The sequence below is a fragment of the Syntrophorhabdaceae bacterium genome, assembly GCA_028713955.1.
Taxonomy (GTDB): Bacteria; Desulfobacterota; Syntrophorhabdia; order Syntrophorhabdales; family Syntrophorhabdaceae; genus UBA5609.
On record JAQTNJ010000135.1, the window covers coordinates 1 to 8,382 of the forward strand.

General features: G+C 42.1%; 12 protein-coding genes. All 12 read left to right on the forward strand.

Translation table 11 applies throughout. The features are described 5' to 3' along the window. Positions 1–84 precede the first annotated feature (84 nt). The gene (locus tag PHU49_11245; GenBank protein ID MDD5244578.1) at positions 85–864 is read left to right on the forward strand and encodes an EcoRI family type II restriction endonuclease; all 780 of its coding nucleotides are present in this window, start codon (positions 85–87) and stop codon (positions 862–864) included. A 258-nt stretch (positions 865–1,122) separates the two neighbouring features. Further along, on the forward strand, positions 1,123–1,623 hold the full coding sequence (locus tag PHU49_11250; GenBank protein ID MDD5244579.1) for a hypothetical protein: 501 nt from the start codon (positions 1,123–1,125) through the stop codon (positions 1,621–1,623). Between the two features lie 65 nt (positions 1,624–1,688). After that, complete coding sequence (locus PHU49_11255; protein MDD5244580.1) at positions 1,689–2,825, forward strand: tyrosine-type recombinase/integrase; 1,137 nt, start codon at positions 1,689–1,691, stop codon at positions 2,823–2,825. A 575-nt stretch (positions 2,826–3,400) separates the two neighbouring features. Continuing rightward, a complete protein-coding gene (locus PHU49_11260; GenBank protein ID MDD5244581.1) occupies positions 3,401–4,612 on the forward strand; it encodes a tyrosine-type recombinase/integrase in 1,212 nt (403 codons plus the stop codon). Between the two features lie 274 nt (positions 4,613–4,886). After that, positions 4,887–5,459 carry a LemA family protein gene (locus PHU49_11265; protein ID MDD5244582.1) on the forward strand — a complete coding sequence of 191 codons (573 nt, stop codon included), beginning with the start codon at positions 4,887–4,889 and terminating at the stop codon, positions 5,457–5,459. 120 nt (positions 5,460–5,579) lie between these two features. After that, positions 5,580–5,891: a hypothetical protein gene (locus tag PHU49_11270; protein ID MDD5244583.1), complete on the forward strand. Its 312-nt coding sequence runs from the start codon at positions 5,580–5,582 to the stop codon at positions 5,889–5,891. Next, the gene (locus PHU49_11275) at positions 5,891–6,211 is read left to right on the forward strand and encodes a hypothetical protein (GenBank protein ID MDD5244584.1); all 321 of its coding nucleotides are present in this window, start codon (positions 5,891–5,893) and stop codon (positions 6,209–6,211) included. The genes PHU49_11270 and PHU49_11275 overlap by 1 nt, the downstream gene beginning before the upstream one ends. Positions 6,212–6,233: 22 nt before the next feature. Beyond that, on the forward strand, positions 6,234–6,977 hold the full coding sequence (locus PHU49_11280; GenBank protein ID MDD5244585.1) for a hypothetical protein: 744 nt from the start codon (positions 6,234–6,236) through the stop codon (positions 6,975–6,977). Then, positions 6,967–7,128: a hypothetical protein gene (locus PHU49_11285; GenBank protein ID MDD5244586.1), complete on the forward strand. Its 162-nt coding sequence runs from the start codon at positions 6,967–6,969 to the stop codon at positions 7,126–7,128. Before PHU49_11280 ends, PHU49_11285 begins: the two co-directional genes overlap by 11 nt. Beyond that, entirely contained in the window at positions 7,092–7,307 is a 216-nt protein-coding gene (locus PHU49_11290; GenBank protein ID MDD5244587.1) for a hypothetical protein, read from the forward strand. Before PHU49_11285 ends, PHU49_11290 begins: the two co-directional genes overlap by 37 nt. Before the next feature lie 3 nt (positions 7,308–7,310). Beyond that, on the forward strand, positions 7,311–8,111 hold the full coding sequence (locus PHU49_11295) for a hypothetical protein (protein MDD5244588.1): 801 nt from the start codon (positions 7,311–7,313) through the stop codon (positions 8,109–8,111). Between the two features lie 12 nt (positions 8,112–8,123). After that, positions 8,124–8,321: a hypothetical protein gene (locus PHU49_11300; GenBank protein MDD5244589.1), complete on the forward strand. Its 198-nt coding sequence runs from the start codon at positions 8,124–8,126 to the stop codon at positions 8,319–8,321. Positions 8,322–8,382 lie beyond the last annotated feature (61 nt).

Genomic DNA, 8,382 nt, shown 5'->3' on the forward strand with positions numbered 1-8,382 from the left:
GGGAAGATACCGAAACCGATGTTACTCCCCGATACGGTATGGATCAATAGGCCGGTATTAAAGAGTGATGGGAAGATACACTAAATGTTTTGCAAAAGTGTCTCATTTTCATTGACATGTTCCGTCTTTGGCGAAGATGCTCAGGTACATGATAAGTCTGTTGGTCGTGCTAGTATGAATGTATTCGAGAAGCTTAAGCAAGAATGTAAGAGATACCAATTCAGATTCAGACAAGCGCTCGGCAAACAGGAGATAAATGAGAAGCTAAACTCAATTGATAAGCGATTGGGAGAAACTCTTTTCGTAAAAGAGTCAAAGATCAAACCCGATGGAGGAATTATCGAGGTTCAGGACAAAGATAATAAATGGCGGGTAGTTTTAGTTAGCGAAGCAAAGTTTCAGGGGAAAGATGTTGAAAACATTAAGGCAGGGGTACTTGTTGGGAAGGACAAAGATCAAGAGTTAATGGTAGCGGGGAATGCAATTGAAAGAGTTTACAAAAACATTAATGAAATTAGGAACTTCATGCTGGACGAATATCATTTCCCGTATGCAGTATTCTTGCAAGGCTCGAACTTTGCAACCGAAACTTTTCAGGTATTCAAACCCGACGGTTCTTTTGTGGAAATTAGACATGACTCGGGTGCAATGAACAGAATTGACAGGGTAACAGCGGCGAATTATTGCATGAAGATTAACAACAACTACTGTAAAAATATCTTTATAGGTCATAATAACTCGTCCATCATGCTTCAAGCAGCTTCCATATACGCAAGATGCGAACCTTGGAAAGAGGATGAAATGCAACAGATTATGATGGATATTGCAAAGACATCCATAGGAATTTTAAATCAGTTGGGGTAGCGTTGCGCTAGTCGTGGCAAGTTCACAGGCCGCCGCTGGTTATGCTAAGCGTTACACTACATTTCTATCCATAATCCGCGGTTCTTCGTAGTATGCCTTACACTCGCTTAGTAGGTGATATACGTAACAAAATCTGCTGATATAATCAAACAAATTCAAATTAATCAAAATACCCCTTGACAAAACCGCTATCGTTCTGTAAAAGTTAATATATGGTTATACAAAAGTTATATAACATTTTATTGATTGAGGTGAAAAATGAGAAAAAAGCACATTAAGACGTTCTCGGTAGATGAGAATATTTACAGTGAACTGGTAGAGATATTCAAGAAAGGCGGATCAGAAGTCAGCCTGTCCTATTTCGTGGATAAGTGCCTAAAAGACCTTCACCGGTATCTTAAGCATATAGAAGAAGAAAAGGGTAAGTCAGATCAATACACTGTGCCCATGTCATTCATCATTGAAGAAGTAGTGAAGGCGCCTATCATAAGCCTCAATGATGAAATACCTTTGCCTGGGATGTCTGAAGACGTTCTTACGGAGATTGATGAATGGAATGCGGAATATGAAGCAAGGAAAATGCACATCCCGCGTATTTTCTACCGGATGGTAAAATCAGGGAAGTTTGAGCTCTCACCGGATAGAAAATATGTGACGAATATAAAGACCAGGGTTAAGTACACGTTGGATCAATTTGGAGAAATTGTAGATATAAAAGACGAGGAAGTACAAAAAAGAAAAAGGGGCGGTAGTAGATAACATTGACACAGTTACTTGAACAAAATACAATACCTCAAGATCAATTAAAACCTGGAGGTATTTGTATGAAAGGAAAAATTGCCCATGCAGAGCATGTCAAAAGATATTTTGTGTCCTGGTATCATGCGCCTCATAAAAAAACTTACAAGATATATTATTACAAAGGCGAACCGCTCTTTGATAGACGGATGGCCGAGAAGCTGCTTGCATGCATGCAGGCCGATGTGGAGAAAGGAATATTTCGGATTGAGCAATACACAAAAATACCTTCAGCAGTAGTTACATATTTGAAAGAATGGATAGAGATAATAAAACCAACGCTTTCACCTGCTACATACCTGGATTACATGAACAGCATTAAAAATCATCTCATACCTTTCTTTGACAATCATCCTATTCAGCTTCACGAAATTCAGCACGATACACTTTTGAAGTTACTTAACAGCATAGATCGTGATGGAAAAGGTCAACGGAATGTTATGTATTGTCTCCATGCATGCCTTGATTTTGCGTGGAGATCGGGGCGCATACCGACGATTCCACCCTTCCCCAAGAAAAAGGCTTACAACATTATAGAAACACCAATAGAATGGTTGCCGGAGGATAGGCAAAGATCAGTTATACGGGCAATCCCTCTTGAGCATCAGCCAATATTCTGGTGGATGAAGCAACACCTTAGAAGACCCTGTGAAGCTATGTCGCTGCACAAAGCAGATTTTGACGGGGAGATATTCACAATACACAGGTCATTTTCAGCAAGGCAGTTAGCTAAAAGAACAAAGACAGGGGACATACATTACATACCTATGGTTGATGAATTTATACCTTACGTGGAGATAGAGAAGGAAAAACAAATATCTCATTCGATTGTATCGCCGTTCTTCTTCATAAATCCAACCGGCAAGAAGCAGGGGCAACATTACACACAAACAGTATTGTCTTATCTGTGGCATAGAGCACGTAAGCAAGTAGGAGAATCAATAGCATTATACAAGGGACTGAAACACAGTTCATGTTCTCAGCTTGTCAATGAGCATGGCTATTCAATACAAGAAGTACAAATGGCAACAGATCATGCAAGGCTTGAGTCAGTAAAGAAATATGCAAAGGTCGAAGTCTCGGCAAGAAAGGCGTTACTTGAAAAGAAGATTATAAAATTCAAAGAAGCTGGAACGAATCTGGAACGAAAAAGGAGAGGATAATGTTAACAATTTCAAGGTGTTATGGCGGAAGTGCATGGGAATCGAACCCACCTACCAGCTCGTCACCGGTACACTGGTTTTGAAGCGCAAACCTACCAAAAATAGCCGTTCTGCAACTAATTGATAATTAAGAAAACTCGTTAATAATAATGGATATTTTATTTTTCGTAAGTCGGGGAGAGTCAGAATTAGTCAGGCCATTTTAAATTTTCGCGGGCACAATCTGGGCACAGTCTTTTCATATGGTGATTTGCATGATTCGTAAAGTCCGTGCGATCCATTAAAAACCTCTGTTGTATTAGTACCAGCAGCGAAAAATTAAATCTTATGCAGGAGGGGATGATTAGTGCGAACAGACAAGTATTCTATTGCATGGTCTTCACAGAAAAAGAGTTTTCCGTCTGGTGATTTGAATTCAGCCTTGCGTTTGCACTTTGAACATTTCATAATCAACATATTCCGTCTCTTATACTTAAATTTTTGCTATTTCAGAGATTTGTACCTGGGGTGGCATACACATCCAGCCCACTGTACCTGGGGTAAACTTTATATAGATAGCCCCACATAATGAGATCATGCAAGAAGAAACCCACGACATACACAAAGTCCAGAACACGCTGCACAACATAGAGAACAAAATAAAAACCAGCAAGAAGATTCTTTCTACAAACAAAAAGCATTTTGAAGATTTCTTCGAACTGCAGAAGGCGAGAGGATTCAAGCCAACAACAATAAGAAAGGATTTGTATTCCGCATGGTTTATCGGGAGCCATTTGAACAAGGATTTTAAGAAGTGCGACAAAAAGGATATAATCAAGCTATGCGGGGCAGTAGAAACGCAGCAATGGTCTGTAAAGACAAAAAAAGAGCACCTCGTGTTTATAAAAAAGTTCTGGAAATGGCTCTATAATATTGATGATAAAACATACCCAGTACCTGTATCATGGATCAGCACCAATGAGAAGATAAAGAACAGAAAGCTGCCTGAGGAGCTTTTAACAGAGGAAGATATTGAAAGAATGGTTCAGGCTTGTGACAATCCCAGGGACAAAGCGTTTTTGCTGCTGGCTTATGAATCAGGCGCGAGAATCGGCGAAGTCCTTAACATAAAGATAAAGCACGTTATTTTTAATCAATTCGGTGCATGTGTCATGCTCAATGGCAAAACAGGCATGAGAAGGGTGACCATCATTATGTCTGTCCCGGCACTTGCAACGTTTATTGATTTACATCCTTGCAGAAACAATCCTGATTCTTTCCTTTTTTTAACCAATTATAATGCCATAGGCAAAAAAGGGGAGTTTGTGCCGTTGACGTATGGCGGGGCGAGAAAGATACTCATTACGCTTGCCAAGAAAGCAGGCATCCAAAAAAGGGTTCATCCTCACTTATTGCGGCACAGCTCTGCTACACGAGCAGCCAAATTCCTCACAGAAGCACAAATGAAAGTCTATTATGGCTGGACCTCGGGCAGCAACATGCCCAGTATTTACGTCCACCTTTCATCAAGGGATGTTGAGGACGCCATCAAAAAAATGAATAAGATTGAAATAACTCAAGAAGAACCTGTCAAAGCAACCATAAAAATTTGTGCAAGATGCAAACAGAAAAACAGCTTTGGCTCGAAGTTCTGCAACTCCTGTGGCTATCCGCTCGACCTAGAGACTGCCATGGAGATTGAAGAAGGAAGGCAATCCTGGGACGACAAAATGGCCACAATTATAAAAGACAAGGAAATCCAGAATCTAATCCTGAAGAAATACGGATCACTCGTGAAGAATAAATAAAGGTGTAATTCAATATCTCCTGCAAAGGACACGAAAGCTTTATATATCTTAATATATCAATATATATCATGATGTTATATGCCGAAAATTCAGTTGGATCTAACAGAGCAAGAAGACAAAATAGTGGAGGCCTACAAGCTCGTATATGGACTAAAGACAAAACAGGAAGCGATCAAGCAGATGATAAAGTTTTTCAAGGTGAAAATCATTCCAGAGAGAGTCAGCAAAGATAATGATTTTTATAAAAAGTCATTGAAATTTTAGAGGGAATGTAATGGATATAATATTTTGGTTGATAGTCGGTTTCGTAGTCATAATTATTCTTGCAATTGTTGCCCAGATAATCTCGACATACAATAGACTGATAAAATTGAGGATGGATGTCGATAGACAGCTGAGTCACGTTCAGGTACATTTGAAGAAGAAATTTGACATGATTCCTGCCCTCACAGAATGTGTTAAGGGATATGCTAAACATGAATCCGGTACCTTTACAGAAGTTGCAAGACTAAGGTCTCAATGGGGCGAAGCAAAGACCGTGGAAGCCAAAGTGAAAACTGCAAATCAATTAGAAGGCATGTTATCGAAAATATTGTTGATTCAAGAAAGATATCCAAAATTAAAGGCTAATAAAACTTTTCAATCCATAATGCAGAGCATTAGTAAAGTTGAGAACGAATTGACTCTTGAGAGAAAGGTCTACAACAAGAGAGTTAGTTGGTACAACGTCCAGATACAACAGTTTCCTTCAAGTCTGATAGCTAGGATGTTTGGATTTAAGGAAAGATCGTTCTATTCAAGAGGAAGCAAAGAAGGGGCGGAAGCACGCGAAAACCCGCTTGAATAGACAATTCTGATTACTTTATAATAGTCATCATCGCTTTCTTGTTTTTACCCGCATAATCCGCAAGGCATTTGCAAAGCGTATTAATTCATTTTTTCTCTAATTTTTATTTAAGGTGATGCAATGCCCGAAGAAAACGATTTGTTCGGTCCGGTAATCTCCCAATACACCACAGAACAGGCGGTGGAAGACGGCGTTCTTGTGCATGCTGGCGACCTGGGAAATGACAAAGTCTACTTCACCAGAAACTTGTTCGATGATGGCTACGAAGACCTGATGAAGAGGGCGAACCTTGTTGCAAGGGGCCTGTACTTGTTGAGGCAGCCCGACAAAGAAGACTCGCCCTACATGAAGCTCCGCGTGATTGAAAAAGACAAAGTCTGGGTTATCTACGATGCGCAGGGCTTTACTTTCATGAAGCCAGAGGATTATTGATGAGACCAAAACCGGAAAACGCAACAGAATTCATGCAGCGATATCCAAGGATAACAGCCCATATTATTTCCGAGAGTTTAGGTTACGCTCCGCCTTCGCGAGCCGCGCAGATCGGCCTTGACGGAATGATGGGAAGAAATAACTATTGCGAATGGGTTGACGCCTGCTATCAAGGCGACGCCCGAAAGGTTTTGAAGAATTCCATAAGCAACAGGCATCATCACGAAGGCTATATGTCTTGGTATAAGAGTGGCGCGCTGCCGCTTGTAAGGCAGGCCATAGAAAAAAACATCGAGCCTGAATTCGCTAGCTGGTTTTGAATGACTCACCGTCGTGATTCAAATGTCCAAAAACAGTTTTGATGAAATCTATAAAAAGATAATAAAGAAGTCTGGCCAGCCGCTGCCAGGATTTGAGAGCCTCGTGGACGAGAGCAACATAAAAAGGGCAATGAAAATCTATCACTACCTTGAGGAAAGAGCCCAGAGGCTTAATGTTCCTTGCGACAACTGTTTTGACAGGAAAGCACGCAAACCGTTCACGCATGGAGTCTATGAAACCCCGTGGGACGAAAATGAAACCATAAAGCATTTTTGCAGCGAAGAGTGCGAGACAGCCTATCTCTATGAGGATGACTTTTCCTATTTCACCTGCCAGGAATGCGAGCGTGAAATCTGCCGCCAGAATCCCAGAAACGGGTGGCATATCCAGTACCGGGATTATGACAGCGAGGAAGTTTGCCTGCAATGCTACCAGAGTCTGATACTGGAGAACGGCATTGAGGAAGAAAAACTGGAAAAGGGCGAGATCCCAGGCATGTTTTTTAGTTTTGGCAATACCGAAGCACTCCAGGCAGGCTACGAGGAAGTGCCTGGATTCATCAACTTTTATGTTTCAGGAAAATCTGACGCTAATAAGTTTATAGCTGAGGCGCTGAAGCACATCAAGGGCGGAAAAAAGGTGGTCATAGGTTATGAAAGTATGGCCATCGGCGGATTAGAGGGTTATGTCACCTTGCTTGAAAAAGATGGAGAGAACATCGAGTATGCCTTACGTCATAAAAGCATGGATTCCCGTGGAAATTGAGGAGCCGGTTGTTTACAGGACCAAAGCTGAGGCCCAAAAGGATTATGAGCACTGCACCATGCTCCAGCCGGAAAATATTTACAAGATAGAAAAAATTAATGGTGGTGATTTTCCATGGAAAGTTTTGCCGGATACCAGAGCTACAGGCTGAGGCAGCTTACAGGAATTCCGCTCCGCAGGATCTGCGAAGTAGCTGCCGAGGTGGCGTATGAAACCCTGAGAAACGACCAGGAGAAACTGCGAAAAGTGATGAAGGAAAATTCCATCCGCACACCCGAGCGCCAGCTTGAGCTAGACCTGGAACACGGCTATGAAAAAGTAATTGATTGACAGGTGAGCTTTATCGAAGACGCTATTCAGAAGATTGAGTACAAGGGCTACGATATCGAGATTTACATAGACGAATGCGCAGAAAATCCCCGAAAAGCCTTTGATAACATCGGGAAAATGATCTGCTGGCACAGGAGATATAACCTGGGCGACGAGCACAGCTATAAAAACCCAAAAGAATTCTTCCAGACCCTTGCCACGGAAACAGACGATACGGTTAATGGCCGAATAGACTACTGGGAGAACGGAAAAGGCTGGGCCAGGCTTGCGAAGGAATACAAGGACAAGCCATGGGAGGCCAGCGATAGAAAGGTGAATAAAATTATTACGGATACAGTTTACAAGAATTACATATTGCTGCCTCTGTACCTTTACGATCACTCGGTCCTTATTCTCAGGGCAGGCGAAAACGGAAACCCGTTTCTTGGCCGGGCGCAGCACGCCGAGTGGGACAGCGGCCAGGTCGGCTGGACCTATATGTCGAACAAAGATGCCATGCGCAATTGGAGCAAAAAACGGTTCAACAAAACCTTAAAGAAGAAAGCCATTGAGCTTCTGAAGGGCGAAGCCGAGGTGTACGGGCAATACCTCTCAGGCGAGGTCTACGGATTCAGGATTGTTGATGAGGACAAGGAAGAGGTCGATAGCTGCTGGGGCTGGTATGGAGACCCTGACAATTATCTTGTTCCAGAAGCAAAGTCTGTTATTGACCATGAGATTGAAAGAAGGCTTAGAGAAAAAGAACAGGCCGAGAAAGAGGCCGCAGAGCATGAAGAATTATGTTGGCTCATCACTGCGGCATAGATGGTGATTAATATGAAAGTATATGTGTTTGTTTCTGTGTGGCGCGGGGTAGAAGCCGAGACCAAGGCATTCAGCGATCAGAAAAAAGTTGTTGGACATTACAAAAACTTCGCCGAAGGGCTCGGCCTGACTTATGACAAAGACGTAAGAGACTATGACTGGTCGCATTCGGATTATACTGCCTGGTGGTCTGAATGCGAGCTTGAGTAAATGCCACAAAAAACCACTTGACATCAATCGGGGGGGGGGGGGTAACTTGCCTTGGTTCCCC